This is a genomic window from Kibdelosporangium philippinense, assembly GCF_021390435.2.
Taxonomy (GTDB): domain Bacteria; phylum Actinomycetota; class Actinomycetes; order Mycobacteriales; family Pseudonocardiaceae; genus Kibdelosporangium; species Kibdelosporangium philippinense.
This window is the reverse complement of the sequence record NZ_JAJVCN010000003.1, coordinates 1,525,508-1,552,016: the sequence shown is the minus strand read 5'-3', so window position 1 is coordinate 1,552,016 and position 26,509 is coordinate 1,525,508. Positions and strand designations below refer to the sequence as shown.

Annotated in this window: 30 protein-coding genes and 1 tRNA gene; 18 read left to right on the top strand and 13 right to left on the bottom strand. The window is 64.0% G+C overall.

Annotated elements, in window-relative coordinates; genetic code table 11:
- Nucleotides 1–705: 705 nt before the first annotated feature.
- From LWC34_RS39470 to LWC34_RS39440, 7 genes are all read left to right on the top strand, one after another.
- Nucleotides 706–1,470 (top strand): transposase family protein, encoded by a 765-nt coding sequence (locus LWC34_RS39470; RefSeq protein ID WP_233730310.1) that lies wholly within the window; start codon nucleotides 706–708, stop codon nucleotides 1,468–1,470.
- A gap of 158 nt (nucleotides 1,471–1,628) precedes the next feature.
- Nucleotides 1,629–2,138 carry a nucleoside-diphosphate kinase gene (locus LWC34_RS39465; protein ID WP_233730309.1) on the top strand — a complete coding sequence of 170 codons (510 nt, stop codon included), beginning with the start codon at nucleotides 1,629–1,631 and terminating at the stop codon, nucleotides 2,136–2,138.
- Between the two features lie 110 nt (nucleotides 2,139–2,248).
- Complete coding sequence (locus LWC34_RS39460) at nucleotides 2,249–2,794, top strand: winged helix-turn-helix domain-containing protein (RefSeq protein WP_233730308.1); 546 nt, start codon at nucleotides 2,249–2,251, stop codon at nucleotides 2,792–2,794.
- On the top strand, nucleotides 2,704–3,324 hold the full coding sequence (locus LWC34_RS39455) for a transposase (protein ID WP_233730993.1): 621 nt from the start codon (nucleotides 2,704–2,706) through the stop codon (nucleotides 3,322–3,324). The genes LWC34_RS39460 and LWC34_RS39455 overlap by 91 nt, the downstream gene beginning before the upstream one ends.
- A gap of 47 nt (nucleotides 3,325–3,371) precedes the next feature.
- On the top strand, nucleotides 3,372–3,665 hold the full coding sequence (locus LWC34_RS39450) for a hypothetical protein (protein ID WP_233730307.1): 294 nt from the start codon (nucleotides 3,372–3,374) through the stop codon (nucleotides 3,663–3,665).
- A gap of 204 nt (nucleotides 3,666–3,869) precedes the next feature.
- Nucleotides 3,870–4,115 (top strand): transposase family protein, encoded by a 246-nt coding sequence (locus tag LWC34_RS39445; protein WP_250109463.1) that lies wholly within the window; start codon nucleotides 3,870–3,872, stop codon nucleotides 4,113–4,115.
- A 714-nt stretch (nucleotides 4,116–4,829) separates the two neighbouring features.
- Nucleotides 4,830–5,240 (top strand): hypothetical protein, encoded by a 411-nt coding sequence (locus LWC34_RS39440; RefSeq protein WP_233730305.1) that lies wholly within the window; start codon nucleotides 4,830–4,832, stop codon nucleotides 5,238–5,240.
- 70 nt (nucleotides 5,241–5,310) lie between these two features.
- On the opposite strand, the gene LWC34_RS39435 is transcribed toward LWC34_RS39440, so the two are convergent.
- Together LWC34_RS39435 and LWC34_RS59065 are read right to left on the bottom strand one after the other, a co-directional pair.
- Nucleotides 5,311–5,727: an NUDIX hydrolase gene (locus tag LWC34_RS39435; RefSeq protein ID WP_308200202.1), complete on the bottom strand. Its 417-nt coding sequence runs from the start codon at nucleotides 5,725–5,727 to the stop codon at nucleotides 5,311–5,313.
- Nucleotides 5,708–6,097, bottom strand: coding sequence for an NUDIX hydrolase (locus LWC34_RS59065; protein ID WP_372496757.1), 390 nt, complete (start codon nucleotides 6,095–6,097; stop codon nucleotides 5,708–5,710). Before LWC34_RS59065 ends, LWC34_RS39435 begins: the two co-directional genes overlap by 20 nt.
- A 213-nt stretch (nucleotides 6,098–6,310) precedes the next feature.
- On the opposite strand from LWC34_RS59065, the gene LWC34_RS39430 reads away from it, so the two are divergent.
- Nucleotides 6,311–7,141 carry a transposase family protein gene (locus tag LWC34_RS39430; protein WP_233722715.1) on the top strand — a complete coding sequence of 277 codons (831 nt, stop codon included), beginning with the start codon at nucleotides 6,311–6,313 and terminating at the stop codon, nucleotides 7,139–7,141.
- A 17-nt stretch (nucleotides 7,142–7,158) separates the two neighbouring features.
- On the opposite strand, the gene LWC34_RS39425 is transcribed toward LWC34_RS39430, so the two are convergent.
- Nucleotides 7,159–7,575 carry a tyrosine-type recombinase/integrase gene (locus LWC34_RS39425; protein ID WP_233730304.1) on the bottom strand — a complete coding sequence of 139 codons (417 nt, stop codon included), beginning with the start codon at nucleotides 7,573–7,575 and terminating at the stop codon, nucleotides 7,159–7,161.
- A 138-nt stretch (nucleotides 7,576–7,713) separates the two neighbouring features.
- A tRNA-Arg gene (locus LWC34_RS39420) sits at nucleotides 7,714–7,786 on the bottom strand.
- A 51-nt stretch (nucleotides 7,787–7,837) separates the two neighbouring features.
- Here LWC34_RS39420 and LWC34_RS39415 point away from each other — a divergent pair.
- Nucleotides 7,838–8,353 (top strand): P-loop nucleotide/nucleoside kinase family protein, encoded by a 516-nt coding sequence (locus tag LWC34_RS39415; protein ID WP_233730303.1) that lies wholly within the window; start codon nucleotides 7,838–7,840, stop codon nucleotides 8,351–8,353.
- Here the strand turns inward: LWC34_RS39415 and LWC34_RS39410 are convergent.
- Nucleotides 8,341–11,565: a penicillin acylase family protein gene (locus LWC34_RS39410; protein ID WP_233730302.1), complete on the bottom strand. Its 3,225-nt coding sequence runs from the start codon at nucleotides 11,563–11,565 to the stop codon at nucleotides 8,341–8,343. The genes LWC34_RS39415 and LWC34_RS39410 overlap by 13 nt on opposite strands.
- A gap of 226 nt (nucleotides 11,566–11,791) precedes the next feature.
- On the opposite strand from LWC34_RS39410, the gene LWC34_RS39405 reads away from it, so the two are divergent.
- Nucleotides 11,792–12,439, top strand: coding sequence for a response regulator (locus LWC34_RS39405; RefSeq protein WP_233730991.1), 648 nt, complete (start codon nucleotides 11,792–11,794; stop codon nucleotides 12,437–12,439).
- Here LWC34_RS39405 and LWC34_RS39400 read toward each other — a convergent pair.
- From LWC34_RS39400 to rpmB, 4 genes are read right to left on the bottom strand one after another with little or no spacing between them, the layout of a single operon-like run.
- Nucleotides 12,415–13,965 (bottom strand): GGDEF domain-containing protein, encoded by a 1,551-nt coding sequence (locus tag LWC34_RS39400; RefSeq protein WP_233730301.1) that lies wholly within the window; start codon nucleotides 13,963–13,965, stop codon nucleotides 12,415–12,417. The genes LWC34_RS39405 and LWC34_RS39400 overlap by 25 nt on opposite strands.
- 45 nt (nucleotides 13,966–14,010) lie before the next feature.
- Nucleotides 14,011–14,241 carry a 30S ribosomal protein S18 gene (gene rpsR / locus LWC34_RS39395; RefSeq protein WP_233730300.1) on the bottom strand — a complete coding sequence of 77 codons (231 nt, stop codon included), beginning with the start codon at nucleotides 14,239–14,241 and terminating at the stop codon, nucleotides 14,011–14,013.
- Nucleotides 14,238–14,402 (bottom strand): 50S ribosomal protein L33, encoded by a 165-nt coding sequence (gene rpmG, locus LWC34_RS39390; RefSeq protein WP_084429433.1) that lies wholly within the window; start codon nucleotides 14,400–14,402, stop codon nucleotides 14,238–14,240. The genes rpsR and rpmG overlap by 4 nt, the downstream gene beginning before the upstream one ends.
- Entirely contained in the window at nucleotides 14,402–14,638 is a 237-nt protein-coding gene (gene rpmB, locus LWC34_RS39385) for a 50S ribosomal protein L28 (protein ID WP_233730299.1), read from the bottom strand. Before rpmB ends, rpmG begins: the two co-directional genes overlap by 1 nt.
- Nucleotides 14,639–14,703: 65 nt before the next feature.
- On the opposite strand from rpmB, the gene mrf reads away from it, so the two are divergent.
- Entirely contained in the window at nucleotides 14,704–15,831 is a 1,128-nt protein-coding gene (gene mrf, locus LWC34_RS39380) for a ribosome hibernation factor-recruiting GTPase MRF (protein ID WP_233730298.1), read from the top strand.
- Here mrf and LWC34_RS39375 read toward each other — a convergent pair.
- Nucleotides 15,821–16,465, bottom strand: a complete 645-nt coding sequence (locus LWC34_RS39375; protein WP_233730297.1) for a histidine phosphatase family protein — start codon at nucleotides 16,463–16,465, stop codon at nucleotides 15,821–15,823. The two genes, mrf and LWC34_RS39375, sit on opposite strands and share 11 nt — an antisense overlap.
- A gap of 15 nt (nucleotides 16,466–16,480) precedes the next feature.
- Nucleotides 16,481–17,461, bottom strand: a complete 981-nt coding sequence (locus LWC34_RS39370; protein WP_233730296.1) for an SGNH/GDSL hydrolase family protein — start codon at nucleotides 17,459–17,461, stop codon at nucleotides 16,481–16,483.
- 75 nt (nucleotides 17,462–17,536) lie between these two features.
- On the opposite strand from LWC34_RS39370, the gene LWC34_RS39365 reads away from it, so the two are divergent.
- From LWC34_RS39365 to LWC34_RS39340, 6 genes are all read left to right on the top strand, one after another.
- Complete coding sequence (locus tag LWC34_RS39365; protein ID WP_233730295.1) at nucleotides 17,537–18,148, top strand: trimeric intracellular cation channel family protein; 612 nt, start codon at nucleotides 17,537–17,539, stop codon at nucleotides 18,146–18,148.
- Nucleotides 18,149–18,197: 49 nt separating this feature from the next.
- Complete coding sequence (locus LWC34_RS39360; RefSeq protein WP_233730294.1) at nucleotides 18,198–18,896, top strand: response regulator transcription factor; 699 nt, start codon at nucleotides 18,198–18,200, stop codon at nucleotides 18,894–18,896.
- On the top strand, nucleotides 18,896–20,308 hold the full coding sequence (locus LWC34_RS39355) for a sensor histidine kinase (RefSeq protein WP_233730990.1): 1,413 nt from the start codon (nucleotides 18,896–18,898) through the stop codon (nucleotides 20,306–20,308). Before LWC34_RS39360 ends, LWC34_RS39355 begins: the two co-directional genes overlap by 1 nt.
- A gap of 18 nt (nucleotides 20,309–20,326) precedes the next feature.
- Nucleotides 20,327–21,928, top strand: coding sequence for a hypothetical protein (locus LWC34_RS39350; RefSeq protein WP_233730293.1), 1,602 nt, complete (start codon nucleotides 20,327–20,329; stop codon nucleotides 21,926–21,928).
- Between the two features lie 80 nt (nucleotides 21,929–22,008).
- Nucleotides 22,009–22,959 (top strand): ATP-binding cassette domain-containing protein, encoded by a 951-nt coding sequence (locus LWC34_RS39345; RefSeq protein ID WP_233730292.1) that lies wholly within the window; start codon nucleotides 22,009–22,011, stop codon nucleotides 22,957–22,959.
- Nucleotides 22,960–23,014: 55 nt separating this feature from the next.
- A complete protein-coding gene (locus LWC34_RS39340) occupies nucleotides 23,015–23,818 on the top strand; it encodes an ABC transporter permease (RefSeq protein WP_233730291.1) in 804 nt (267 codons plus the stop codon).
- A gap of 222 nt (nucleotides 23,819–24,040) precedes the next feature.
- Here LWC34_RS39340 and LWC34_RS39335 read toward each other — a convergent pair whose 3' ends face one another.
- Together LWC34_RS39335 and LWC34_RS39330 are read right to left on the bottom strand one after the other, a co-directional pair.
- The gene (locus tag LWC34_RS39335; protein ID WP_233730290.1) at nucleotides 24,041–24,889 is read right to left on the bottom strand and encodes an alpha/beta hydrolase family protein; all 849 of its coding nucleotides are present in this window, start codon (nucleotides 24,887–24,889) and stop codon (nucleotides 24,041–24,043) included.
- A gap of 82 nt (nucleotides 24,890–24,971) precedes the next feature.
- A complete protein-coding gene (locus LWC34_RS39330) occupies nucleotides 24,972–25,766 on the bottom strand; it encodes an esterase/lipase family protein (protein WP_233730289.1) in 795 nt (264 codons plus the stop codon).
- Nucleotides 25,767–25,875: 109 nt separating this feature from the next.
- Between LWC34_RS39330 and LWC34_RS39325 the strand changes: the two genes are divergently transcribed.
- Nucleotides 25,876–26,490 carry a TetR/AcrR family transcriptional regulator gene (locus LWC34_RS39325; RefSeq protein WP_233730288.1) on the top strand — a complete coding sequence of 205 codons (615 nt, stop codon included), beginning with the start codon at nucleotides 25,876–25,878 and terminating at the stop codon, nucleotides 26,488–26,490.
- The last annotated feature ends 19 nt before the right edge of the window (nucleotides 26,491–26,509 follow it).

Genomic DNA, 26,509 nt, shown 5'->3' with positions numbered 1-26,509 from the left:
TTCGGAGCCGACGAGAGTGTCCCTGATCGCCTGTACTCCGCGGGAGTTCCGCACTCCGCGTGGACAGCCTGGGATATGTAGAACTCCTTGGCTTGATCGGTTGGGGAGACGAGTGGTCTGCCCTGCCGTCAAGCAGCCGGGGCCAGTCGCTCAGCGGTTGACGTGCGTACCGGCGTGCCCGGACGAGTTCGGCTGCCGATACCCGGTCGGGACGGCGACCGGATGCCGGTAGCCAACCTGCCGACTGCTCCATCCGCGGGGAGTCCGGTGGCCGACACTGGGGACGGTCGAGACAATAAAGGCCCTCTACCGGCATTGCTGCTGGTAGAAGGCCAGTTCGCCCGGTGAAAGACGAGTGCCCCCGGCAGGAATCGAACCTGCGACACACGGTTTAGGAATGTGTCTTTCCGTTGGATCACCAGTGTCTACCAGGGCCTTAGTGTGGCGCCGACCCCGCAACACGGCCCTTAGAGTCACTACTGACCGGCAGTTCGCAACACGACTTGCAACACGGCTTACGACATGCATGCTGTCCACATTGGACGGCGTTGGCCGGGTGCCGTGCGGGGGCTCGAAGATCACGGTGTGGGTGAATCATGTCCTATGAGCGTTATTCTGGCGACTTGATCACCTCAAAATAGGACAACGACCCCAGGCAAGTAAGATCGTTTTCCTCTCGCAGAAGACAACTTACAGGCGGGGTCGTTGCGTTATCAGTCTACTACAGGGCTTGCTGCTGACCAGATCCAGGAGCTTGTCGCGCGCATCTGGCAGATCATCCAATGCCATGAGAACCAAGCGTGGCCTCCGACCGTGGGACTGTATCGCGCTGTCGTGATCACTTTGGTGTACGTCCGACAGAATCTGAACCAGGCGGCCGTGGGCGATCTGTTCGGCGTCAGTCAGTCGACCGTATCGCGGATCTATCGAGGCATTCTCCCATTGATTGGGCAGGCCCTGTGCCTGCACATTCCAAACCTCAAGGAGGCCATCCGCGGCCGGCTCGTCCTGGTCGACGGAACCGATGTCCCGACCGGCAACCGTGCTGGTCACGAAGACAACTTCTCCGGCAAGCGGCGCCGCGCGGGGCTGAACATCCAGGTCGCCGCCGATACGGAGGGAGGCCTGCTGGGAATATCCGCCCCTCTGCCTGGCTCGATGCATGACCGGAAAGCGTTCGCCGAGTGTGACTGGGAAGATCTTCTGGCCGAGACCTCAGTCATCGGTGACCCTGCCTATCAGGGCACTCACACGATTACGCCTCGCAAAAAGCCACAGGGCGGCGAGCTCTCGGCTGACGACAAGGTGAACAATAAATTCATCTCCTCACTTCGATCCGCCGTCGAGCGATGCATCGCGCATATCAAGAACTGGAAGATGATTGCGACCGGCTATCGAGGACGCCTTTCCGAGCTCCCCAACATCATCCGGATCATCACATCGCTCGAGTTCTATCGACTCGGCTGGTAACCCTCATGAATAACGCTCTATGTTGACGATTTCAAGATTTCGGTACGTGGATACAATTCGTCGATGACTTGGCTCGCTGGATGTGTGGCGCCGCTGGAACCACGCTGACAGTGCACCGGTAGAATTCGAATGACTCGTCCATCGCGGAAGGAAACATTATGGCTGACTCGCCGGACCTCGGTGTGGAACGGACTCTCGTTCTGCTCAAGCCCGATGCTGTTGCTCGTGGCCTGGCGGGCCGCATCATTACGCGGTTCGAAGATGCCGTGCTGAAGATCGTCGGCGTGAAGATGGCACAACTAGATGCTGAATTCACCCGTAAGCACTACTTTGACCTTGAAGAGCGTCTCGGCGCCGACATCTATAATTCGACTGCCAAGTTCATGCAGACCGGGCCGGTTATCGCGTTGGTCCTCGAAGGTGTTGACGCAGTCGCGAAGGTGCGCCAAATCATCGGTGCTACGTATCCAAACCTTGCCGCGCCGGGCACGGTGCGGGGCGATTATGCGCACCAGACCAAAGCGTCATCGGAGGTTAGCGGAAAGGCCGTGATGAACCTCGTGCACGCATCCGGTAACTCTGACGAGGCCAAGTACGAAGTAGGCCTGTGGTTCGGCGAGGAAGAGCAGTTCGAGTACGAAACGCTCGCTGAAAAGCTTGCCTACTGACTGTCGGAGCTGGATGTGATTGACCACATGACTACCCGAGATTGAAAGCTTAGGGTCTGGCTTCGGCGTGTCGTCGCGGTGTTCGATGAGGTGTGGTCTACGCCGATGAGATGCGATATCCAGACGGTGGTGGCCTGACCGCTCAAGGACGAGCCAAACGCGAGGCGGTGCGCCTGCAGGCAGCCGAACTGTTCGCTCGCGGAATCAGCGCGGTCGAGGTCGCCGACCGGCTGCGGGTCTCGACGAAGTCGGCCTATGCCTGGCGACGGGACTGGATGCGCGGCGGCACGGCGGCGCTGGCTTCGCACGGCGCGGCCGGCGGGCCGTGCAAGCTGACCGCACAGCAGTTGGTGCGGTTGCAGTCCGCATTGGACGCCGGGCCCGCGGCGTATGGCTGGAATGAGGACCAGCGCTGGACATTGGCACGGGTAGCGCAGCTCATCCGGACGCTGTTTCGCATCTCCTACACCCCGCGGGGCGTGTCCTATCTGCTGCACCGGCTCGGGTGGAGTCCGCAAGTGCCGGTGCATCGAGCCGCCGAGCGCGACAACGAAGCCATCGCCACCTGGGTGAAGGAGACCTGGCCACAGGTGGAACAACCCGGCGGGAGCAGGACGCGTGGCTCGTCTTCGAAGACGAAGCCGGCCAATCACTGAGGCCGCCGAAGGCACGCACCTGGTCCCGCCGCGGCCACACCCCGATCGTCACCGTGTCGGGCACGGGATCCGGCCGAGTCTCGATCGCCGGACTGATCTGTATCAAACCCGGCCAGCGCACCCGGCTGATCTACCGCACGATCACCCACCACGGCCGCAAGGGCGAGAAGAAAGGGTTCCGGGAGACCGACTACGCCGCCCTGCTGGATGCCGCGCATCAGCAGTTGGGCGGGCCGGTCGTGCTCGTGTGGGACAACTTGACCGCTCACCACGACGCGGTGATGCAGAAGCTGATTACTGCCCGGAGTTGGCTGACGGTCTACCGGTTCCCGACCTACGCACCGGAGCTGAACCCGGTGGAAGGCGTGTGGTCGAACCTGAAACGCGGCCTGGGCAACCTCGCCGCCCGCAGCATCGACCAACTCACCATCCTGGTGAAAACCCGGCTCAAGAAGATGCAGTACCGCCCTGGCCTCATCGATGCCTTCATCGCCGAGACCGGCCTCATCCTGACTACCAATCCGCCCTAAGACCCTGACCTTTCAACGTCAGTAGCCAACCTGTATCGCTCGAAGAGTTGGAAGCTGCGTTCGAGCGGGAGGTGGTCGGTGACAAGCGGGCGGCTGCAGAGACTGCCTATGCTTTGGCTTGTCGCTACCGGACCGAGTACAGCGGCAGCGATCGGCACCCATTCAGTATCGCCAAGGAATGGGCAATGCGTTCCATCGAACTGCTTGATGAGCTTCCAGCCGATACGGTCGAGCAGGTTGCAAGCACGCGCATGTCCGTTGGCGGAGTCGACTTGCCCGAATTGCTTCACTCCGGTGTTGTGCGGGAGCGGCTCGCTGACTTGCTGCAATCCGAGTGGTAGAAGCGAGTGTGATCTTTGTGGGGTCGTAGGGCAGGGGAACGTCAAAGTCTGTGATCTTGGTGTGAAGTCCGGTGTGGACGTGTGTGATGTGCGGCTGCGGACATGAGTGGTGGCCTTCGGCCTGGGATGATCAAGGTTCCTGCGCCACGATCGTCATCAGGATGAAGGCCACCGTTGTCAGCGTCGCATGCCCCATGTTCGCCCGTGCTGGCCGTTGCCGAGCAGCCTGATCCGTTGTGGGAGACGGGCTTGGCCGAGGTTGGGTTGCTGGTTGATCTTCTTGCCGGTGTGCCTGATCCGCGTGATCCACGGGGTGTCCGGCACGATATTGGCGCGGTGCTGTCGGTGCTGTCGGTGCTGTCGGTGCTGTCGGTGCTGTCGGTGCTGTCGGTGCCCGCAATTTCCGGGAGATCGCTGATCGGGCCGCACGAGCATCATTGCGCTCAATAAAGTTCCGTGAGTGGCGTAAGTTCGCCTTTCGGAGCGGATCCGTTGCCGAACGTGCTGACGTTACTCTAGGTTCCGATCGTTATTTTGATCTAGTTTTGAAGCGAGGACTTTGTGAAACACGCCGTGGCCCGGGTGATGACTATCGCTGCTTGTCTTGCAGTTGTGGTGGTCGGCATGCAGACCTCCGTAGCATCCGCTGATACCTTCGTAAACAAGCTAATCGGGCCCTACGAAACTGAACGGAATTGCCAAAAAATAAGCGCCGTTTTCAATCGAGATGAGGGTTACCCCAACCAGTACGACGAGTACTACTATTGCAGCGGCAAGAACATTTGGTTCCGGGACAACACGAGCCACTAGGCAGCTGATTTGTTGCTGCCCATTTTCGTGTGTGCAGGGGTCGCCGGGTTTGTGAATTGCTCCCCGTTAGTTGATCCGATGACTTCCGGGGAGCAGTTGTAGGGGTTGGCCCCCTTTAACATGTCAGTGAGGCCTCGCCCGTCGCTCGCAGTCGCCCCTGGGAGGGGCGTAGCGTTGCGAGAGCTGAGCTACAGTAAAAGCACCAGAGTACGAAGAGTGTGTCCCAGCCCTCAGTATTCATCGCGGTCTTGAGACTTACGGGCATTTCAGCGTGTCAAGAAGCGCAAGATTCGAAAGATCCGCCCTCACCGACACGAAAGCTCTAATAGACTCCAGCCGCATAGATGTAAAACTGTGAACCTGACTCGGTTTTTGGAGGATGAGGTTTTGCTTATTCGCCGCACCATCTCCGCATTTGCGGTGGCAATTCTGTCACTAGGCGGCTTGACTGCCATGTCCGGCCAGGCGTTTGCCGGTACGAATGGTCAACAGCTTACGGTCTGCACGCCGAATAAGGATATAACAAGCTTGATCTTCATTGGTAAAAATGAAAAAGGTAAAGATGTGCAAACGGGACACTTGGGGATGCAAGCGGACCCGGATAATCCGAACTACCAGAATTGTGCATCGGCAACTAAATGGTGGTGGGTCGGCTTGGTTCAGGTGAATTTTTACAACAATAAAGGATATGTGGACGTGCGGGATGTGAATGTGCCAAAAGCGCAGCCTGAGGGCGATTGGATTAAACGCAGCTTTCGTATTTAAGAGTTGACTTCCTGGATGGCAATAGACAAGCGGCCCCGACGCAGACGCGACTCTGTGTCGGGGCCGCTTTCTATGGCGTGAGAGACTCGTCTACGTACTGCTGGACAGGTTCGAAGAACGGATACGGCACGTACTCCGTAAGTTGCCCTCGCTGCGTCCATGTGAGTTCTACGAGTTCTTCGTCATCCTTAACATAGGCATCGCCGGATACAATGTCGCACGCTACATAGATCATGGTGCGCCCGGTCGCAGGATGAACACGCTCTCCAAGAACTTTCACGTCAGTCACGGTCAAGCCGGTTTCCTCGAATGCTTCTCGTACGGCAGCTGCCCTCGCAGTCTCGCTAGACTCGACTTCGCCAGCGGGAAACTGCCATGAAAGGCTACCCTCCTTCACGCGCCGCCGGACCAATAGAAGTTTTCCACCGTCGACTATGACCGCTGCGGCGATCGGGGGTTGCGGATTGTCAGGAGTCGGCTGACTCACTGGGGACCTCCAAAGCTTCTCGTACTGGCGGAAAGATTCGATCGGTCGGAATGAACCGAGTGAGCTTCTTCCTTTCGATCCACGTCACGCTAACATTCTCGACCACGTCCCGGTTCTCGGCGTCGCCTGACAGGTACTCGCACAGCACGTAGTCGCACAGAACGTTGGTAACAGGGTGCACTCGACTACCGAGCATGCGCACCACGGCACAATGCACGCCTGTCTCTGCAAGAGTCTCGCGAACGGCCACCGTCTCAGGCCTGACGCCCGGCTTGATCATCCCGGCGGGGAACTGCCATGAGATACCGCCCCCGTCGTCACCCCGTCGGCATACGGCCAGGACTTCGGACTCTCTGACCACGATGGCGATGGCGACGCGTAACGCCTGAGCGGTGCTTGGCGTGACTGGGGTGACATCAGTGAGGTAATCTCACCAAGATTCTGGTTCGTTTGTTGAGCCGCGAAGCTGCTCGGACGAGCGCTGGTCGATGTACTGGGGAGTGGTGAGACCCGGGGAAAGATGGGCGGGGAGCCCTTGGTAGAACTGGATTGCGAAGATCAAGTCCGGACCAGAAGGCTCCCCGTGATTGCGTATCGTGCCATGCTCGATGTCCCGCGTGAACTGGCCCTCTACCTCAGCCGGCTGCTGCACGCCGAACGCCGCCGACGCGGCACCCGCAAGAACAGCAGGGCGTTGACCTGCTTTCGCCACGCGGTGCTGGGCCTGCGCTGGTTCCGGCAGAACACCGACGTCCCCGCCCTGGCTCGCGATCACGGCATCTCCCGCGCCACCGGCTACCGCTACTTGGATGAGGTCGTCATCGTGCTCGCCGAGCAGGCGCCGGACCTGCATGAGGCCCTGCAGCGGGCCAAGGATGAGGGCACGGCCTACGTGATCCTCGATGGAAAGGTCTTCTCCGCCGATCGCTGTAGCGAGAAAACGTTGAGCGTGAAAGGCGAGCCGATCGACCTGTGGTACTCCGGCAAAGCCCGCGAGCACGGCGGCAACATCCAAGCGCTGTGCGCGCCGGACGGTTTTCCGTGGTGGGTCTCGGATGTCGAGCCCGGTTCACTCCATGACTTGACCGTGGCGCGCGAGCATGTGCTGGGTGCGCTGTACTGGGCCGCCTCGCACCTTGATCTGCCGACGCTGGCCGATGGCGGCTACGACGGTGCCGGCATCGGCGTGCACACCCCGGTCAAACAGCCTGCCGATGGCCAGGTCCTCGACGTGGACACCCGCACACGCAACGCTCTGCTGCGTGGCCTACGGTGTCTGGGCGAACGTGGTTTCGCCCTGCTCACCGGACGCTGGCGCAGCCTGCGGCATCTCACCGCCAGCCCCAGCAAGATCGGCGACATCGTCAAAGCCGCCCTTGTCCTCACGCATTTCGAACACGGCAAGATCGCGTGAAAGTCGCTGAGATCACCTCAGTGCGCGCGGCAGGCACGCAATATCGCGTAGAACGAATCGAACGTCTCGCCGTTGAGCTTGCCGACCTGAAGCTTGCCGAGCAAAGGCCGAACATGGTTACGTATGTAGCCCTCGTAGCCTTTCCGCGTGTTGACGTCGACGTCGAGCAGTTCCAAGTAGCGATCCATGAGCTGATCGACGGTCGCCTTGGTCCTTGGCGTGCGTTGTTCGTCAACTCGATTGAGAAGGCGTGTCCGGGCTTTCTCGGCCGCATTCGCTGCGTCTGGTCCCTGCGGGATGGTCTCCAACAGATAATTGCGGCGTCCCGTCAATGGGTCGGTTCCGGCGAACACCCGGACCTGTAGGGAGCCGCTCGGGAGCGTCTTGATCTCGCCGCGTGTGCGCCGCCTGGGCGCTGCCTTGGAGGTGCCCATGGCGCAAGTATAGTCCCCGTTCGCAACACGAACCGCAACATGCTAGAGGGGTAAGATCAACTAAAAATCAACTCAGACTGACGGCCGCTGACCTGTTTGCGCAGGTCAGCGGCCATAATCTCGCTCGGTGAAAGACGGTGCCCCCGGCAGGAATCGAACCTGCGACACACGGTTTAGGAAACCGTTGCTCTATCCCCTGAGCTACGAGGGCCTGGCTCGATCATACGGGGGAGCGCCAACGGGTATCCGGCACCCTTGGTGAATGCTGATCGTGATGTGCGGGCTGCCCGGGTCTGGCAAGAGTGCGATGGCCGCGGCACTGGCAAAAGCCCTGGTTGTGCCGGTGTTGTCGGTGGATCCGGTTGAGGCGGCGATGTGGCGGGCTGGGGTGGACCGGGACCAGCCGACCGGGTTGGCGGCCTATGTCGTGGTCGAGGCTCTCGCTAGGGAGATCCTGAAGCTCGGGCAGACGGTCATCGTCGACGCCGTCAACGATGTCCCCGAGGCTCGGCGGCAATGGGAGCCTCTCGACCCCCGCTACATCGAGGTCGTCTGCGGCGACCCTGTTCTGCATCGCAAGCGGCTGGAGCAAAGGCAGCGGGACATCGAGGGGTTCGAGGAGCCGACTTGGGCCCAGGTCGAGCAGCGCCGGAAGAATTTCGAGGAGTGGATGGGTGGGCGCATCACGGTCGATTCCCGCGACGACCTCAGCGACAACGTGAAGCTGGTCCTGGACCGCCTCAGCAGCCCAGGACCAGCGGCAATTCAGTACGAGTAGAGCTCCAGCTCATACAGCGAGTAGCCCCAGCCGGTGCCGCGTTGCACGCCGACAAAGCGCACGTAGCGAGCATCAACCGCGGCGAACGCAGCAGCGTCCACACCGCCGTCCCCGGTGGTGGTGGAGTACGCCGTCCGCCAGGTTGAGCCGTCGGCCGACGTCTCTAGGCGGTACGACTTGCCGTACGCGGCTTCCCAGCGCAGGACTGCCCGGGAAATCCGTTGCACCGAGCCGAGATCCACGGTCAGCGATTGGTTGTCCGACCAGTCGCTGGCCCAACGGGTTTTCACGTCTCCGTCCACCGCATTGCGGGCGGGGGACGGGTAGGCGCCGGTTTCAGCGCTCGAAGCGCTGGCCGTGCGGCCTGTCGACAGGTTTGCGATGTTCTGGCCGCGCCGCGACGGGAACTCCACTACCTGCTGGAATGTCGGCCTGTTCTGCCAGGTGATCTTGTCGTGGGTGATTCCGCCCAATGGGTTGTGGATGATGCTGTCCGCGCACCACTGGTCTCCGGCCGCGCACGAGGCGTCGCCTGGGTAGACCTGGTTCAGCGGTGCCGACACTGCTTGGCCCAACGTGGTCAGCAGGACCTGACGGCAGCCGGAAACCGTTCCACCACCACAGTACTTCTGCGACAAGGGGCCTGCGACCTGGTCGCCGAGCACTGACCTCAGGTCTTTTTGGACGTAGCCCCACCATCCATATTGGAATGACGAGCCCTTGTGCGGTTGTCCACTGTGGAAGTCGGGTTGTCCGTTCTGGAAACCCGACGGCGACTCGTTGATTCCGATGACCCCAACGAGTGCGTTGTACACCGGGTCGCTCAACCCTGGTTGGAACTGGCCGCGCACCAACAGTGGCCACCAGGCGTCGAGGATCTTGATCGCGTCCGCATGCCCGTATTTGTGGCTTCCTTGGGCGGTTTCCTTGCGCAGCGAGCCTGCTGCTGCCCAGGCCTTCAAAGAGGACACAGCCTGTGCCGACCGCGTGTCAGTGATCGGCTGGCTCTCCAAAACCCGTACCAGGTACGGCAATACGCGTTCGGCACGCAGGTCTGCCAGTGCCGCGTCCGCCATGGCCTGGGTCAGATTCACCCGGGTGACCTTCTTGCCGCCGGAGATCAACGCGCGTACGCGGGAGTCGAGCAGGTCGCCGCGGTGTACCGAGCTCTTGTCGTAGCCCGCGTTCGCGTAGTCCTTTGCTTGCGCGTTGTTCCAGGAGATGAAGTAGTCCTGGTTGACTGCTTGCGGGTGCTGCTCGAACGGTGTGTAGGTGGCCCCGTTTGTCGCTGGGTTCCAGCCGTTCCACTCGTACGCCTGCTGCGCCCAGATCGGCATGTTCGGGTCCACATTGGCCTTACGAGACGGGTTCGAGCCCGAGTTGAAGTATGCCGTGTCCCGAGAGTCCACGTAGAACCAGTTGAAGGTGTAGTTCACGTGCGAAGCCGCGCGTTGGAAGTCCTGCGCCGACTTGATCACGTCCGGGTCGTTGAACTCCTGGAAGCCGATGATCGAGTCGATCTCGTGCTTGTAGGTCGACCGCATGCTCGTGTACGCCACCGGCTTTCCACCGACGGTCGCCCTGTGCGTGATTGGTCCGTAGGCCGTACGGAAACTGACCAGTCGATACGAACCGGCTGGTGTACCGTCGGCAACCGTTGGCTTCCAGGCATTCCTGCGCTCGATCGTCTCGATCGGCGTGCAAACACCGCGCAACAGGTAGTGCGTCGAGTTCTTCGTCGGCTGCGCGCCGGTCGGGTCGCACAGTTCGACGGCGTACGTGTCGATGATGTCCTGTGCCGAAGTTGTCGCACTCCAGGAGTAATCCTGGCCTCGGCCCAACAGTACGTAGAAGCTGATTCCGGCGAAGGAAGCGCCGCGCGCACTGATACCTGGCCCTTGGATTTCTTGCAGGATCAGCAACTGCGGCGCGAAGTACCCGGTCTGCGGCCCGAAAACGGCTACCGGGTTTCCGCTTGCCGTGTGCTGGCCGGAAACCACCAAAGCGTTGGACATTCCGTGCTTCTCGCTGACCAGATTTCCTGGCAGCACACCATCATTGAACACGCCACGGGCAGGCTCAAGGGCGGCCGGAGCGGGAACCGAGACAGCGGCAGGGGAAGCTGAACCGGCCGAACCAGTCGGGTCGAAGACCAGCTGCTGCGGCGTGACGGATCCCTTGTCGGGCATGGCGACTCCGGCTGGGTTCGCCGGTTGTCCGCCGTACGGGAAGCTCTGGCCGTTGTGGAGCGTCTGCACTGTCTCCGGGTCGTTCTGCGCGCGGAACGCCTGCCAGGCCTTCTCGCCTTCGACCACCCCGTAGCGCTCGTGGAACGCCATCCGGGTGATCGCCGACTGCACCTCGCCGCCACCGCCGCCACCGAACTGGGCACCGACCACCGAGGCCAGGATCACCAGGTCAGGCAGGGTGAACGGGTCGATCTTGCCCGCGTTCGTGATCGAGTCGATGTGCCCGGTCAGCACGTACTCGCCCGGGAAGTACCGGCCACTGTGTGACTGTTGAATGTAGAGGTTGATGCCCTCCACGTAGGACCGCGCGTCCGCAAGAGCCTTCGCGCCTGCCGGGCTGGACGAGGCCGCACGGTCGATCTGCGCCTGAAGTTCGGCCTCGTTGTAGGGCGCGCCCCGGAAGAAGTCCTGCTCGAGTTGACGGTTGGACGGCGCGCCTCCGGCGAACGGTGTCAGCTGGCCGCGGCCGACCCGGCGGAACAGGTCCATCAGCCAGAGGCGGTCCTGCGCGGCCGCGTATCCCGCGCCGAACATCGTTCCTGCCCTGGTCGTGCCGGTGATGTGCGGCAGTCCGAGCTTCTTGTCCCGCACGATCGTGACGTCCGCCCGCGGCTTGGTCGTGCTCTCGACCTGGTCCGCGGGGACGCCGAACGATGAGTCGTTGAAGAACTGTCCAATTTTGTCGGTGGTCAACCCACCGTAACCGGCTGCGAGCGTGTCGTATTTGGCCAGTTGGTCCGACGCGTGCGCTGGTCGGGTGCCCAACACCTTGTGGGCGAGGATGTCGGCGAGCGTGGCGTTGCCGTTGGCGCCGGGCGGCAACACGTCGCCGCACTGGCCGAGGCAGAAGTCGATGGGGGCCGCCTCCACCTCCGGTTCCGCGATTCCGGACGGTGCGGCGGCGACCAGTCCGGCGACGGTGGCGAGAGCGGATAAGGCGGCGAGTAGGCGTCCGCGCGTCATTGCAGGGCTCCTCTCAGGGCGTGACGTTCGACACGTTACCTCCGAGTAGCAATATTGCGAAAGACCCTCACGTTTAGCCGTCCGTAACGGGTTACGATCACTCAGTAGATATTTGTGACCCGTTAGGGATTGACCTTCACGCTATTGGGTGAGAAAAAGGGCCATTGGACTCCTGCCGTCCCGAATGAACCGGTTCGGCGGGACCCTGACCGGGGAGGCGCCAAAGGTGATCAAGGTGATGCTCGCGGACGACGAGGACCTCGTTCGTTCGGGACTTCGGACGATCCTGACCAGCGCGGGGGACATCGAGGTAGTCGCGGAGACCGACGACGGTCTGCACGTGGCCGACCTCGCCAGGCAGCACCGGCCACACGTGGCCCTGCTCGACATCCGGATGCGCTCGGCGGACGGCCTGTTCGCGCTGCGCAGGCTGCGTGCCCTGCCTGAACCCCCCAAGGTCGCCATGCTGACCACGTTCGACGTGGACGAATACGTCACGGAGGCGCTGCGCATCGGCGCGAGCGGCTTCCTGCTCAAGGACACGGAGCCCGCTGTGCTGGTTCGCGCCGTCCGGGATCTGGCGGCAGGCGGGGCTGTACTCGACCCGGGCGTTGCCGCCCGGGTGCTCTCGACCGTCGCCGACGGCGAACGCGCAGCTGAACCGGCCAGGAGGTTGCTCGCGTCGCTGTCCGAGCGGGAGCGGGAGGTCGTCGGCCTGATCGGCCAAGGCCTGTCGAACGCCGAGATCGGCGGTGCGCTGCACCTGTCCGAGGCGACCGTCAAGGGCTACGTCTCCGCCGTGCTCGGCAAGATCGGCGCGGTCAACCGGGTGCAGGCCGCGCTAGTGGCCTATCGCGGTGGGCTCATCGCCTGATTCAGATCCGGCCATTCGACGCGGTTGCGGCCGTTTCGTTTTGCCAGATAGAGAGCCGTGTCCGCGGCAGCGAAGAGGTGTTCGAGGCTGCCGCGGCCGTTGGCGACCCCAATACTCACCGTCGGACGGCGTGCCGCGCCGAGCCGTGAGCGCCAGTCGTGCTTGTCCACGGCGGCCCGGATCCGCTCGGCGACGGCCACACCGAGCTGCCCTTCGCCGACCAGCAGCACGATGAACTCGTCGCCTGCCCAGCGCGCCACGAGGTCGTTCGCCCGGCACTCGCCGCGCAGCAGTTCCGCGATCTCGCGCAGCGCGCTGTCGCCGACCGCGTGCCCGGCGTCGTCGTTGATCTCCTTGAACCAGTCCACGTCGATCACGATCAGCCACGGCGTCGCCCCGGTCGCCGCGGCGTGCGTGAGTAGTTCCGGTGCCGTGCGCTCAAGGCCGAGCCGGTTGGTCAAGCCGGTCAGGGGATCGCGCACGGCGGCTTCCTGAGCCGCGGTGGCCAGGCGTTGTGACTGGATGGCGAACCGTCGTTGCTCCAGTGCTTGGCCGAGGCCTTCCTGCATGGTTGCCATCGCGGTTGTACGGGCGTTGACGTTGCGCCGCAACGCGGTCGCCTCGCCCGCGAAGTCGTTGAGCTGCGCGCAGACGTCCGCGAGGTCGGCGGAAAACCGTTGCAGCAGCGAGATGTCGTTGATCATCTCGGCCTGCCGGACCGCTTTGCTCGCGTGCGTCCGCGCTTCCACGAGCCTGGCCTGGTTACGGCGGACCATTGAGAGCACCCAGTTGCCGACCGCGATGCTCCAACGGTCGCCGTCGGACAGTCCCGCTTCGAGGGTCGCGTGCGCGGCTTTCTCGCCCTCTTCGAACTCTCCGCAGCCGACCAGTGCCGCGCCGTAAGCGGCGAGCAGTGTCCGGTGTGTTCGGTCGGTCGCCCTGAGCGTGAGGCCCTCGGCGAGAACCTTGCGCGATTCAGCGAACATCGGCAGGGCGTCGGCCGGTTGGCGTTCCACCGCCTCGAAGTTGAGCGTGCCACCAAGTCGTTGCAACGCCAGTGCGAGCTCACACGAGTCGCCGCTCGCCCGTGCGGTCTCCACGGCTTGGCGCAGCATCGGCAACGCCGCCCGGACGTGCCCGATGCCGTTGAGCAGATAGCCAAGTAGCCCGATGGCAGCCGCGGCACGGGATCCGGACGGCGGTTCGCTGTCGATGTCGGTCCAGCCCTCGGCGGCCAGTTCGAGGGCGAGCGGAATTCGCCCGAGCCGCCAGGCGATGACGGCGCGTCCGGTCAGGATCGCCGCCCGTGACCACGTATCCACGTCGGCTGGCATGACTTCAAGGGACTTGTCGAACCGGGTGGCCGCCTCCGCGAGCTGGTCAGTATTCAGCAGCAGGCGGATCTCCCGGTCTTCCCGGAGAATCTCGCCAGCCTTGTCCTGCTGCTCGTCGTGGTCCAACCCGGCCTCGGCAACCTGTAGCCCCTCGCACCCCGCGGCCGAGATTACCCGGGTAAGCCACCACACCGGCACCGAGATTGCCCAATGGGCTTGATCTATAACTCTTTCGGACTAACGCTGCCGGGTCGACGGGTACGGCAGCAGCGCCATCTCCCTGGCATTTTTGATAGCCGTCGCCACTTCGCGTTGCTGCTGGCGAGTGAGGCCGGTGACCCGGCGTGCCCTGATCTTTCCCCGATCCGAGATGAACTTGCGCAGCAGGGCAGTGTCCTTCCAATCTACTGTGGACACACCCTCGCGCGGCAGCGGGTTTCCTTTCCTACGCTGGGGTCGCAATCTCACCGGTCCTCCTTGAACTCGACGTGCCTTCGCGCGATCGGGTCGTACTTGCGCAGCACCATCCGATCTGGATCGTTGCGGCGGTTCTTGCGGGTCACGTACGTGTAGCCGGTGCCAGCGGTCGACTTGAGCTTCACGATCGGCCGGATCTCGTTGCGGGCCATCAGACCCGCACTCCCTTGCTGCGCAGTTCGGCGACCACGGCCTCGATTCCCTTGCGGTCGATCGTCTTGATGCCCTTGGTGGACACCGTGAGCGTGATCGTCCGGCCCTCCGACGGCAGCCAGTAGCGGCGCCGTTGCACGTTCGGGTTCCAGCGCCGCTTGGATCGCTTGTGTGAGTGCGAAACGCGGTTGCCGAAGCCCGGCTTGCGCCCGGTGACGTGGCAGATCGCAGACATCCAGCCTCCTGAAAATGACACTCGTTTTCAATTACGATAGCATGTGGATCGAGGAAGGGAGTGGCATGTCACGAGTTGGCCTTGTGCTCGTCGCCGGTCTGCCGCGCAGGCAGGCCTCGGCTGTCGCGACGAGACTGATGCACGCCGAGCCGGGCGGTGTTGTCGTGCACCACGATCTGCGCGACATCGCCCAGGGTTTCGTTGTGCGAAGGCAAAAGTCGGCGGTGCGGGAGGAGGTGACGCGGCTGGAACTCGCGCACGGTTGCGTCTCTTGCACTCTTCGGGAGGACTTGCTGCCGTTGCTGGCGAAACTGGCCGATTCGGACGGTGTGAACCGGATCGTCGTCCACCTCGACCCGACCATGGAGCCGGAACCGGTGTGCTGGGCGATCCGTGACTTGCCGGTCCGGGTGACCGGCGTGGTCACTGTCATCGACACGGCGTCCTGGCTGGCCGACGCGACCGGCGACGAGGAACTCGGCGAGCGTGGATTCGGTGTGGCTGAGGGAGATGACCGGACGGTCGCGCAGCTCGCGGTCGGTCAGGCGGAGTTCGCCGACGCGATCGTGCTCGCCGGGTCCGGCGCCGACGCGTGGACCGATGCCCGTACTTCTGCCGTCCTGCAACGGATCGCACCCACGGCGAACAAGGTGTCCATGGCCGACGCGGTGTATGCGTTACGCGATCTGCCCGAAGGGGCGCGGCGCGGCAAACTGGACCGCTGGTTCGATCCGCTCCTTTGTGGACAGCCACCGCTCGAATCCGACTGTGGCGTGTCATTGACCGTCTTCACCGAGCGGCGTCCGTTCCACCCGGACCGTCTGCATGATGCGATCGGCGTCTTGCTGGACGGAGTCGTCCGGGTCCGCGGCCGGTTCTGGCTGGCCAGTCAGCCGGACGTGGCGCTGTGGTTCGAGTCGGCCGGTGGCGCGCTACGCATCGGCCAAGGCGGACCGTGGCTGGCCACAATGGACGACTGGTCCGGCGAATGCCCGCAGCGGACCGTCAAAGCTTCGCTCGAATGGCATCCACGGTTCGGCGACCGGGCGCAGGAGCTGACGATCGTCGCCCATCAGGCCCTCCCGGACGAGCTCACCGAGGCACTGCGGGCGGCACTGCTGACCGACGAGGAGATGGCCGAAGGCGAAGAGGCGTGGCTGCGGTACCCGGATCCCCTTGTGGCTATTGAGTAGTGCCGTCCGGCGACGGCCGCCATTGCGGGAACGGCCGGTCAAGGCTCCACGTTCCGTTGTGCAGGGTGAGGATCCGTGGCTCGACCTGATTCGGGTTGGACAGTGACTCGAACAAGTCGATGCTCCACGAGAACACCCGGCGGCACAGCAAGCGCATGGTCAGGCCGTGCGTCACGAGCAGCACGATGTCCGGGTGGTCGAGGTCTTCCTTCATCCGGTCCTTGAGCTCGGCAAGGAACGCGGCCACCCGGTCGTCCACATCGGCGCCGGACTCGCCGTGCGCGAGGCGGTAGAAGAAGTGCCCGAACTCGTGCCGCTTGAGCTTCTGGATTTCCTGCTCGACCGGGTCCTGCAGGTTTCCCCAGTCCTGCTCGCGCAACCGGGGCTCGGCGACCGTCCTTGTCACGATGTCGCCGAGCTCCAGCAGTTGCAGCGTGCGCTGAGTGCGTACGTAAGGACTGACATAGGCCGCCACCGGCCCGGCGCCGAGCAGCTCGCGCACGGCCGGACCGGCGGCGCGAGCCTGCTCTTCGCCTTTGGGCGTCAGTGGTAGCGCGTGGTCGGGGATGCGGCAGTACGCCAATTCGTCGACGTTGCCGAGGCTCTCGGCGTGCCGTAGCAGGATGATCCGCACCCCTTCATCGTGCCGTCACCGGCCATAGCCCGCCCGGGTGAGGAGTGTCACGGTTGACGCGTCACCAACGACGGCCTTGTCGACCGAGCGCGGGACGGCCCGGGTGTGCGCGCCTGCCTTGGCGCCGAGCACCTTGCTGATCTGCGTGGCCACACCAACCATTCCGGACTTGAACGGGTGGTACTGGATGGCCTTGAACAGGTTGTTCTCCTTGCCCTGGATCCACGCGTCCCGACCGGCACACGCGTCGTGGCCGAGACTTGCCGGATACATGTCGACAAAGGTCGTCCGTCCGTCCGCATTGGCCGCGTTCTCCAGCGCGCCGTTCAACGCCTGCTCGACCCCGTCAAGCCAGCGCAGGTCGCCGTCGGCGATCGGCAGCACGCTCGGGCAGTTGCCTTGCGGCGGCGCGATCCTCGGGTAGCCGATCAGCAGGACCTTGGCGTTCGGGGACCGCTCGTGCACGCCCGACAGCACGGCACGAACGCGGTCACCAGTCATGGCCACCTTCTGTTTCATCGTGTCCACGCCGTTCTGCGTGTAGTACGTGCGGCATGGCGAGCCGGTCGGGTCGGACGCGCGCAGCTCAGGACACTTGCTGGTGAGCTGGCCGAAGACGCCGAAGTCGTTGCCGCCGATGCCGATCGTGACCAGGTCGGTGTCCGCGCGCAGGAAGCTGAACTGCGCCGGGTGCTGGCCGAGCGGGATCGGGGGCGTCTGGGGGTTGAGCATGTTCGTGGTGTCCGCGCCACCGCAGCTGGCGTCGGTGTACGAACGCAGGCCCAGGTTGTCGGCCAGCAAAGCGGGGTAGTTGTTGGTCGATGTGGCGCACGCGAGCCGGTCCAGGCGCGGCCACGGGATGCCGGGGCCGGACGTGTAGGAGTCGCCGAGCGCGACGTATCTCTCGAACTGTCTGGCTTGTGGTGCCGCTGCCGCGACTGGGGTTGCCAGCAGGAGGGCGAGCAGGGAAACCATGATCACGCGCAGTGTGTTCACGGTCACACTCCATCACCGGATCTAGTCATTTGTCCAGGTCAGTCGCCCGGTCGGAGCTATTTAGACTCAGTCGCCATGCTCTTGGTAGTGCTCGACCTGGTCGGGATCGCGGTGTTCGCCATATCGGGTGCACTCGCTGGGGTGAGGGCGCGGTTGGACACCTTCGGCGTCGCCGTGATCGGCGTGACGACCGCACTCGGCGGCGGGATCATCCGGGATGTGCTGCTGGGCGTGCACCCGCCCGCGACCCTGAGGGACTGGCGCTATCTGCTCGTGCCGATCGTCACGTCACTCGTGGTGTTCTGGCTGCACCCGCAGTTCGCCAAGCTGCGTCGCGGTGTGTTGCTGGCGGACGCCGTCGGGCTGGGGCTGTTCACTGTGTCCGGTACAGCGACCGCGCTCGCCCACGATGTGCCGTCGTACACCGCGTGCCTGATCGGGATGACGGCAGGCATCGGCGGCGGTGCCCTGCGCGACGTGCTGCTCAGGGAGATCCCGATGGTGCTGCGCAAGGAGATCTACGCGCTCGCCGCGCTGGCCGGTGGAGTGGTCGTGGTCGTCGGCGAGTGGTCGCGCTTTCCCGCAGGTCCGACGGCTGTCGTGGGCGCTGCCCTAATCGTGACCATTCGCTTGATCGCGCTCTGGCGCAGGTGGAACGCGCCAACGGCGCCAGGTATTGGCACCTGATCAGTGCTTTCTCAGGCATATCTCAGTCCGACAAGACACACTGACGTCCATGCGCATACTCGTAGTGGACGACGACAGGGCCGTTCGTGAGTCCCTTCGGCGGTCGCTGCAGTTCAACGGATACCAGGTGGAGACGGCGAGCGACGGCCAGCAGGCACTCGACACGATCAAGGGCGGCGAACGGCCGGACGCCCTCGTACTCGATGTGATGATGCCGAGGCTCGATGGCCTCGAAGTCTGCCGCCAGCTTCGTAGCACCGGTGATGACCTGCCGATTCTCGTGCTGACCGCGCGGGATTTGGTCTCCGACCGGGTAGCCGGTCTCGACGCGGGGGCGGACGACTACCTGCCGAAGCCCTTCGCGCTTGAGGAGTTGCTCGCCAGGCTGCGGGCGTTGCTGCGGCGGACCCAGGCCGACGCGATCGCGGCGGAGAAGCAGGAGCCGTCGCTGAAGTTCGCCGATCTGGAGCTGGACCCCGGCACGCGGGAAGTCCGCCGCGGCGATCGGGCGATGAGCCTGACCCGTACCGAGTTCTCCCTGCTCGAGCTGCTGCTGACGCACCCGAAGCAGGTACTCACGCGCAGCCGGATCCTCGAAGAGGTCTGGGGATACGACTTCCCGACCTCGGGCAACGCGCTCGAGGTCTACATCGGCTACCTGCGCCGTAAGACCGAGGCGGCCGGGGAACCGCGGCTGATCCACACCGTCAGAGGCGTCGGCTACGTGTTGCGGGAGACCCCTCCGTGATGTTTGCCCCACAGCAGCAAGAATCTGGGCGCAGGCAACGCGTATCGCTGAGAAGTCGAGTAACCCTCCTGGCCGCGATCTGCGTGGCCGGGGCGGTCGCGCTCGTTTCACTCGGCGCGTATCTGACCGTGCAGCAGAACCTCTACGAACAGGTCGACCAGAACCTGCGTGACCGCGCCACGAACGCGTTGAACCTGCGCAACATCCAGGACGTCGACGACAATCCGGCGACCTCGGTGTCCGCGCTGATCGTGGCGTTGAGCGACGTGAAGTTCACGGTGATCGACGGGTTCGGCCGTCAGGTGATCAGCCCGTCAGGGGTGATGGCGCCGCCTTATGACACCCCGGAACGCGCTGTCGCACAGGGCGTACACACCGAATGGTTTCGGACGGATCCGCGTACCGACACCAGGGTGTACTCGCTGCGTGTGACGTTGGGCGGTCAGCCTGCGGCTTTGGTGGTCGGGCAACGTCTTGCGCCGACCAAGCAGCTGTTGAACGACTTGGCGCTGGTGCTGGTGCTGATCAGTGGTGCCGGTGTCGTGGTCGCCGCGCTTGCCGGGACAGCGGTCGCGCGGACCGGTCTGCGTCCCGTGGAGAGGCTGACTCGGGCGACCGAACGTGTCGCCAGAACCGGTGACCTGCGGCCGATCCAGGTCAGCGGGGACGACGAGCTGGCGCGTTTGACCCACAGCTTCAACACGATGCTGGGTGCCGTGTCGGATGCCCGGGACCGGCAGCGCAGTCTCGTCGCGGACGCCGGGCACGAGCTCCGGACGCCGCTGACTTCCTTGCGTACCAACCTGGAACTGCTGATGGCCTCCGAGGCGCCCGGTGCGCCCAAGCTGTCCGATGAGGACAAGTCGGAGATCCAGGACGACCTGCGCGGCCAGTTGGACGAGCTGACGACGTTGATCGGCGACCTGGTCGAGCTCGCCCGTGAGGAAGGCGCGCAGGCCGTGTGGGAGCCGGTCGAGCTCAACGATGTCGTCGAGCAAGCGCTTGACCGGGCCCGGCGGCGGGCCGGTGACATCGAGTTCGACGTGGCCATGCAGCGCTGGCGGTTGATCGGTGACGCGGGCGCGTTGGAGCGCGCGGTGCTGAACCTGCTGGACAACGCGGTGAAGTTCAGCCCGCCGAACGGGATCGTCCGGGTGCGGCTCGGCTCGGCTGGCGACGGATTCGCCGTGCTCGAAGTAGCCGACCAGGGCCCAGGAATCGCCGACGAGGACCTGCCACGCGTGTTCGACCGCTTCTACCGTTCGCAGGAAGCACGGACGTTGCCAGGATCCGGGCTCGGGCTCGCGATCGTGCAACAGGCGGCGTTGCGGCACGGCGGTGAAGTGCTCGCCGGTCGGTCGCCGGAAGGCGGCGCGCTGTTCAGCTTGCGGCTGCCGGGGATGCCTGGATAACCACTAAGGTTGCCCGGCATGGCGGTTGACGCGATCGAAATGAAGCTCGACGAGATCGAGAAGTGGGCGGCAGACCGGCCGGTCAACCGCGATGAGCTGCGGCTGATGCTGGAGCTCGCCCGTGAGCACCTCGGTCACGAGACACCGGGCAGCTTCTCGCCCGGCGATATCGAAGAGCTGCTGCTTGAGGTCTATCCGGAGCGGGTGGAGATCCCGACCGAGGTCGACGCGGTCCAGATCGTCGAGGCGGCGCGGGATCTCGTCGACTTCATCGAGGAGACCACTGAGACCACCGGTGAGCTGCTGGTCGAGCTTGAGGACGCGGCGCCACAGTTCATCGGGATCGTTGGCGATGGCCAGGACAACGGCCTGGCTGACATGCTCGAACAGCTCGGGCTGCCGCGCGACCGGCTTCCCGGCGTCCGGCTGCCGTCGGCGGACGAACTCCTGGCCTCGGCCAAGCAAAGCAAGCTCTTGGCCAAGGCACACGAGCTGGCCGCGTGGGCTGGCGACGGCAAGGAAATCGACGACGAGGACGAGCTCACCGAGGAATCCGTCGCGCAGGCCGCTGCCGCGCTCGGCATCGCCGACCAGCTCGACGTCAGGGTGCTCGCGGATGTGGCTGAGTTCGCCGGGTTCGCGTCGACCGAATCGGGCTCTTACGCCCGTCTGCCAGGCGGTTTCGAGCAATGGCCGGACGGCGAGGATGTCATGGGCATCTGGCAGGCCGGGTTCATCTCGACCTTCGGGTTCGTCCTCGACCGCGTGGCGGAGTTCCACGGCTCGGACATCGAGTTCTCCGACGTGCCGGGAAATCTGCTGATCATGATGTTCATGACGCGGGACGTCGGCCTGCCGCGCAGCGAGATCAGCGACCTGATCCACGAGCTGACCGAGGACGAGTGGCACGACTACGTCGACGAACACGGTGACCCAGCGGACTTCCTGATCCGCGTGATGCTCCAGATCGGCGGCTTTGAGGAGATCGGCGGCAACGTCCGGTACTCGGCGCTGGCGTTGAACGCCGTGCGGGAACACTTCGTGCTCAACGGAATCGACGTTCCCCTGCTGCCTCCGGCTGCCGAGATGACGGCCGAGGATTTGGCCGTGCTCGCGCTGCAACTGAGCGGGCCGGAGATGGAGTCCGAGCAGGCCGCGTGGTTGGCGACCCGCGACGCGGACCAGGCTGCGCGTGAACTTCTCGCGGTCGCGGCGGACGGGCCCGCGCAGGTCCGGGTCTGGGCGACCGGAGTGGTGACCGAGTTGGGTGTGCCCGAGGTCTGGCGTGCGGTGATTGACATCGACACGTTGCGGCCGTACGCCCGATACGCGCTTGGCGAGACCGAGTTGGAGCTCGCCGAACTCGGCTGGATCACCATCGACGGGCTGACGTTGTTCGTCGCAGCCGATGAGCAGGGAATGCCCGGCATCGAGCCCATGGTTGCCGAGCTGCTGCCCGCCGGGACCGAGGAAGAACTGCTCGACGCCATGTGGCGGTTGCCGCATCCGGACGTGGTCGCCGCCTTGAACCTGCTTGGCAAATATCACCCGGACAAGAAGGTCGCCAAGCACGCCCGCAAGGTGGCACACAAGGCAACCACACTTCACTCCCAAGGGTGACCGTTCGAAACCGAGGCGCTTTTTGTCGGTGGGTGGGTGCAGGATGACCCGCGTCACATCGAACGCCTTGGGGAGCGGACATGGCACACGCGATCCTCGCGGAAGGCCTGGTCAAACGCTACGGCTCGATCGTCGCGCTTGACGGGCTGGACCTGGAGGTCGAAGAAGGCACGGTAATGGCCTTGCTTGGGCCCAACGGGGCTGGCAAGACAACGGCCGTACGGGTCTTCACAACACTGTTACCGCCGGACGGCGGTAAAGCGACAGTCGCTGGGCTCGACGTGGTCTCCGACGCGCGCAAGCTGCGTAAGGAGATTGGCGTATCCGGCCAGTACGCGGCGGTCGACGAATATCTGACCGGCTTCGAAAACCTCGACATGGTCGGCAGGTTGTATCACCTCGGCGCGCGCAAAAGCCGGGAGCGAGCCCGTGAACTGCTGGCGGCTTTCGACCTCGTTGAGGCGGGCGATCGACCGGTGCGTGGCTACTCGGGCGGCATGCGACGGCGCCTCGACCTGGCCGGAGCACTCGTCGGCGGCGGAAAGGTGCTTTTCCTCGACGAGCCGACGACTGGCCTGGATCCGCGTGCCCGCTTCGGGTTGTGGGACGTCGTGGAGGAGTTGGTGCGCGCAGGGGCGACGCTGCTGTTGACCACGCAGTACATGGAGGAGGCGGAACGTCTCGCCGACCAGATCTCGGTGATCGACCACGGGAAGGTGATCGCACAGGGCACAGCGGACCACCTGAAGGATCAGGTTGGTGGCGAGCGCCTCGAATTGGTGCTGGCCGACGCGCACGACCTGGAGACCGCGCGGACAGCGTTGTCGCCCATCGCGGTCGGCGAGATCCAGATCGACTTGAGTTCCCGCCGGATCACGGTGCCGGTCAGTGGCGGTTCCGCGGTTCTGGTGGACGGTCTCGGCCGGTTGTCCGAGGCGTCGGTCAAGGTGCAGGACGTGGGTCTGCGCAGGCCGACGCTCGACGACGTCTTCCTTGCCCTGACTGGCCACGAAGCGGAGGTTTCGTCGTGAGTGGTTACGCGTGTTCTAACCCGACTAACCACTCACGAGGTATGGGGGAGGCGAAATGAGCTCGATCGCGCTGGTTTTCACCGATGGCATGACGATTGCCCGGCGAAACCTGATCAAGATCAAGCGGGTGCCGGACCTGCTGGTGTTCACGCTGCTCTCGCCGATCATGTTCGTGTTGCTGTTCGCGTACGTGTTCGGCAGTTCGATCTCGATCCCCGGAGTGTCCTACCGGGAGTTCCTGATGGCTGGCATCTTCGTGCAGACCGCGGTGTTCGGTGCGACATGGACCGGACTCGGGCTGGCCGAGGACATCCAGAAAGGCATCATCGACCGGTTCCGGTCCTTGCCGATGTCCCGCTCGGCAGTGCTTGTCGGCCGGACCACGAGCGACGTCGTGATCAACCTGATCAGCCTTGTCGTGATGTCGCTGACCGGCTTGCTTGTCGGCTGGCGCGTGCACACTTCGTTACTGGAAGCGTTGGCAGGCTTCGCTTTGCTGCTGCTGTTCGCCTATGCGCTGTCGTGGCTGATGGCTGTGATCGGCCTGTGGATCCGCAGTCCCGAGGTGTTCAACAACGCCAGCTTCATGGTCATCTTCCCGCTGACCTTCGTGGCCAACACCTTCGTGCCATCCAACAACCTCCCAGGCCCATTGAAGGTCATCGCGGAATGGAACCCGGTGTCGGCGATAACCCAAGCGGCACGGGACCTGTTCGGCAACACGCACCCAGAACTACCAACCCCAGACGCCTGGCCCCTGCAGAACCCCGTCCTGGCAACCCTGGCGTGGACCGCGATCATCCTCCTGATCTTCGTCCCCTTCGCCATCAGAAGGTACAGGAAAGCGGTAAGCCGCTAGCCGCCGTGTCCACCGTTCCGACACACCGTGTCCACCGTTCCGGAACATCGTGTCCACCGTTCCGGAACACCGAAATGACCAGTCCGGCACAGTGAAATCTTCGACTTGGGCGGGCAGGCCCGTAGCCGGGAATTTCGGTGTGCCGCAATGGACATTTCGGTGTGCTGGAACGGTGGACACACCCTTCTGGAAAGGTGGACACGGCGTTCTGGAACGTGGGTTTCAGTGGGGGAGGCGGTCGGCTAGCCAGGGGCGGGCGATCTTCCAGGTCTCGGTGGCTGGGTTGATCACGTCGAAGTGGTTGGCGCCTGGTATTTCCACGTACTTCGCGTCGGCCCCTTTGGCGGCCACGTAGTCCCTGCTGTAGCGAGGGGGTACGACGTCGTCGGCGGTTCCGTGGATGACCAGCAACGGAACTCCGCTGTCGTCCAACTCGGCCGGTGAGGTGACGGCGTATCGGTCAGGTACCGAGTCGGAGTGGCCGCCCAGCAAGGCGTTGATGGCGCCTTCCCCGAGCAGCTTGGAGACCGCCGGAATCAGGTCCGCACGAGGTTCAACCGGCGCGCCTGCGGGTGGCGGGGTGTTCGGGTCGGTCAGGTCATGACCTGCGCGGTCGGCGTCGCCAGCCGCCAGGTCGAGAATGCCCGCGAGAGACACCGCACCCAGCGGGATCACCCGTGGGTTGGCGCCCGGAGCGTCCGAAGGCAGCAAGGATCGATGAGCGACCCACCCGGCCAGATGTCCGCCCGCCGAGTGACCCACGACAAGCACACGGCTGGGATCCACAGCCGGAGAGAGATCGGCCAGCGCGTCCACGGCCGCGGCGACGTCCAAGAACGTCCCACGCCAGCCAGCGCCGTCCTCGCCCAAGCGTCGATACTCGACGTTCCACACCGCGTAGCCATGAGTGACAAGGTCTTCGGCCAGCGGGACCATCTGGTACCGGTCGAACAGGGCCGTCCAGTATCCGCCGTGTAGCAGAAGAACGACAGGGAACGGGCCGTCACCCTCTGGCAAGTACAGGTCGCCGACCTGGGACGGCGACGGGCCGTACGAGATCGTCTTCGTCATCACAGCACCTCTCCGGTAGCTACCAGTGATAGTCAAGATTAGTGACTGTCACTGGTAGCTATCAACAGGGGTGACTGCCGTTTTATGCCAGTGCCGATGTGATGTAGCCGATGCTCAGCGGGTCGTACGCCAGCTGGATGTGTCCGACGAACACGCCAGGGTGCTCGTCCTGTATCACGATATTCCGGACGTTCGGTCCAGAAAGGAAGGACGTGGACACCGGTGTCACCAGGAAATCCGTCGTGCTCACGATGACCGTGTACCGCACGCCAGCCTGCGTCTCGCCGCCGGAATTGAGATCCCGGATGAAATCCGAGTCGCGGATCAGCTGCAGGCAGGACTTGCAGAGACCGCCGACGAGCAACTGGGCCGCGCCGGGAAAGAGCTTCGCGAGTTCGGCGATGCCGCTCATCGTCGTGCCGTGGTTCGGCGGCGCGAGGGCGACGAAGTGGTTGACCTTGGCGGCACCGCCGAGGTTCTTGAGGTAATAGCGCGGCATGATGCCGCCCTCGGAGTGGCCGACGATGTCCACTTTGGCCGCACCGGTCGCCGCGCGAACCTTGTCTATATAGGTGCCGAACTCCTTGGCGGAGTTCTGGACGTAGTCCGTGCCACCGATTCCCGGCAGAACGGACTGGCCGTACGTCGGCGTGAACACGCAATAACCCTGGCCGGCCAAAACGGGCGCGATGGCCAGGAAGTTGCCTGGACCGTTGCCGAACAGGCCGTGCGCGGTCACGACCGGCCGGGGGTGCGCCGCCGATGGACGGCAGGAAAAGTCGTTGATGCCGCCGGAAGGTGCGGCGGTGGCGGGGATAGCCGTGAACAGCAGGCCGGCGGCGGACAGGGCGAAGACCCGCCGGAGTACCCGATTCATCTGCACTCCTCACTGAGCGTGGGAATCCGGTTACGCGCTGGACGCTACCCTGAACTTGGAAGAACTTCCAAGAACTACATCCAAGAAGTTTGTTCGGTACCGTTTCAGCATGGCTCGCAACCGACGCAAACAGCCCCGCAGGGACGCCTTGTTGGAAGCCGCGGTCGAGGTGGTCGGCGAAAGGGGCGTAGCTGGGACGACGCACCGCGCCGTGACGGAACGCGCCGAGGTCCCCTTGGCGACGGCGAGCTACTACTTCTCCTCGATCGACGAGCTCATCGCCGAGGCGCTGACCGCGTTCGTCAAGCAACGGTCCGAGGAAATCGGGCTGCCGCACGAGGGCGAGGTCGCGCCCGCGCAGGTCGCCGAGTGGTACGCCGAGCAAGTCATGGGGCTTGACAAGGCCAAGCGGCTGGCGTTCTACGAGGTGCTGTTGAACGCCGCCCGGACGCCAGAGCTTGCTGAGGCGGCCCGCAACGCGTTGGACAGCTATCAGGATTGGGCGGTCGCCGGGCTCACCGCGGCTGGCGCGCCAAGAGGCGTAGGTGCCGCTCGGGCGTTCGTCGCATTAGGACTCGGCTTTGGTCTGCTCCATCTGGTCGAGCAGCGCGACAGTGACACCGAGGATCTGTTCGTTGCCTTGCGGGACCTCTTCATCGGTAGCGTGCTGGATCCGGACGAGCACGCAGTGTGGACGCAGAGGTTGGACGCCGGTCGAAAGTAAATCGACAGGTCGCTCTCAC